2 protein-coding genes are annotated in these 1,880 nt (G+C 44.9%); both read right to left on the reverse strand.

Annotation, left to right across the window (positions count from 1 at the left end):
• Positions 1-65 precede the first annotated feature (65 nt).
• A complete protein-coding gene (locus ACJ2PR_RS35765; protein WP_446880621.1) occupies positions 66-719 on the reverse strand; it encodes a glutathione S-transferase family protein in 654 nt (217 codons plus the stop codon).
• A 290-nt stretch (positions 720-1,009) separates the two neighbouring features.
• Positions 1,010-1,570, reverse strand: coding sequence for a hypothetical protein (locus tag ACJ2PR_RS35770; RefSeq protein WP_446880620.1), 561 nt, complete (start codon positions 1,568-1,570; stop codon positions 1,010-1,012).
• Positions 1,571-1,880: the final 310 nt, after the last annotated feature.

Raw genomic sequence — 1,880 nt, forward strand, 5'->3', positions numbered from 1 at the left:
CGCATGATGGGTGGTGTGGGAGGGGAGGGTTAATTGCTCTCCTCGACCCGATTAGCCTGCGGTCGCTACGATCGCCGCTCTAAAATTTTTCTAATATTTGGTAAAGCCGCTTCCACAACTTCAGGCTGTGGCGTTGTTTGTTGCCAACTTTCACGTATCGCAAGCCGTTCTAACCATGCTTTGAGGCGGGGATAGGGAACTAAAGAAAAGCCGAATAGATACAATGAAGGTAATAAAGTTCCAGCAACAATATCTGCTAACGTAAGTTCTTCTCCAACAAAGTATGAATGTTTCCCTAGAAGATTCTCGTAAAATTGCATCACAGAGACGACTCGCTCTTTTGTCGCGTCAAGCTTCTGATTGTCAACATCCAATCCTACTAAAGGTCGGGTTAATAGAAGCATAGCAAGTTGAAGCTCATTGACGGCAACCATCTCCACCATCCGGACTGTAGCAATGTTTTCAGGGTTACTTGGCATCAACGATCGAGTTGGATATTTCGCTTCTAGGTAATCTAAAATTGCCAACGACTCAATAACCCGAAACCCATTGTCCGCGATGACGGGAACGCGCTGGAGTGAATTAACTGCTGTGAAGTCGTTATCAAACTGATCGCCGTCTAGATTCACTAGAATTGGCTCAAATGGTATTTGTTTTTCTAGCAGTGCGACCCAGACTCGACGCACATTTGCAGAAACCGGATTGTAGTAGAACTTCAGCGTTGAACCCCCTGCTTGAAAACTACGATTTTAACAAACGCTTGAAGTCTAGCACTAACTTAATGAGGCTTTCCTTCACTGACTCGTTTGATCGACTACTGCACCAAGTCCCTTTAAACATCTCAATCTTGAACACTCACAGATAACTTTCAAATGACCACCACCCGAAACGAAGCGGGCTAACGACCGTGTTCAGCGGCGGCTAGTATCTTTTTCCTCACCAAGATCTTCATACCGTCCGCTGCAACACGATGGTTAGCTGGCTCATCAAAACGAGCTAATTCAAAAAACTAACGACAGTTTTTACCACCAGCAGAATTAGCGTAATCGTCCCATGTGTAACACGGAGGAATTTGCGAGTCGTTTTGCTGGCTAGAACCTGATCCTCCTGCAAACATAAACATCAGTCGAAGAATTGCAGCGGCTTTATCATTAGCCTGAATTCTTCGAGCTTCCTGTTCAGCTACGTAGGCTTTCTTATCTTCTGGAGATAAACTTTCAAAATGCTGACGACGGCGTTCTGCCTCTAATCGCTGTTCCTCAGTCGCTGCCTGCCGAGCAGCTTCCAGTTCTTTCTGCCTTTGCTCCAATCGCTCCAATTCTTGTTGACGTCTTAGCCGTCGCAGTTCGCGTTGTTGTCGTTGAAATTCAATGCGTTGCTCACGCTCCCATTTACGTTGCTCACGTTGCAGCCTACGTCGCTCACGTTCAAGCATTCTCAAGGGATTAGCAGCGATCATTTGAGTCGATTGAGAACCTTGCTTAGAGATTACGTCGATCGCAGCAACTGAATTAACGCTAATGCAATAGATGAAAGCAGCGGACAAACAGCCAACCAGCCTAAACCTCATTAGAAATCTCCCAGGTAGTTTATGTGACGAAGCGTACTAGAACAATTACTTAGCTAGTCAGTCACAAAAATTTTATTCCTCAGCATTTTGTAAGTCAATATTCTTGCGAAGAATTTACGAAAGAAAACGAGAGTAGTCTTGAACTGGAATTTCTCATAACCGTTTTGCCTTGCTGTGTCCCATCTTCACCAAAAAGCGAAGCCAGCTAACTTATGTTTAGACTGATCTCGTCTAGATAACCTCCTCGACGCGGGTGATTAGACTGAAAGTTGTCTGGCTAACCCTCCAAATTTGGCGATTAGGCTGAAAA

Source organism: Phormidesmis sp. 146-33 (genome assembly GCF_052939515.1).

Bases quoted from the DNA above. Each gene is read 5' to 3' on its own strand.
- ACJ2PR_RS35770 (WP_446880620.1), bottom strand. From the start codon at position 1,570: ATGAGGTTTAGGCTGGTTGGCTGTTTGTCCGCTGCTTTCATCTATTGC.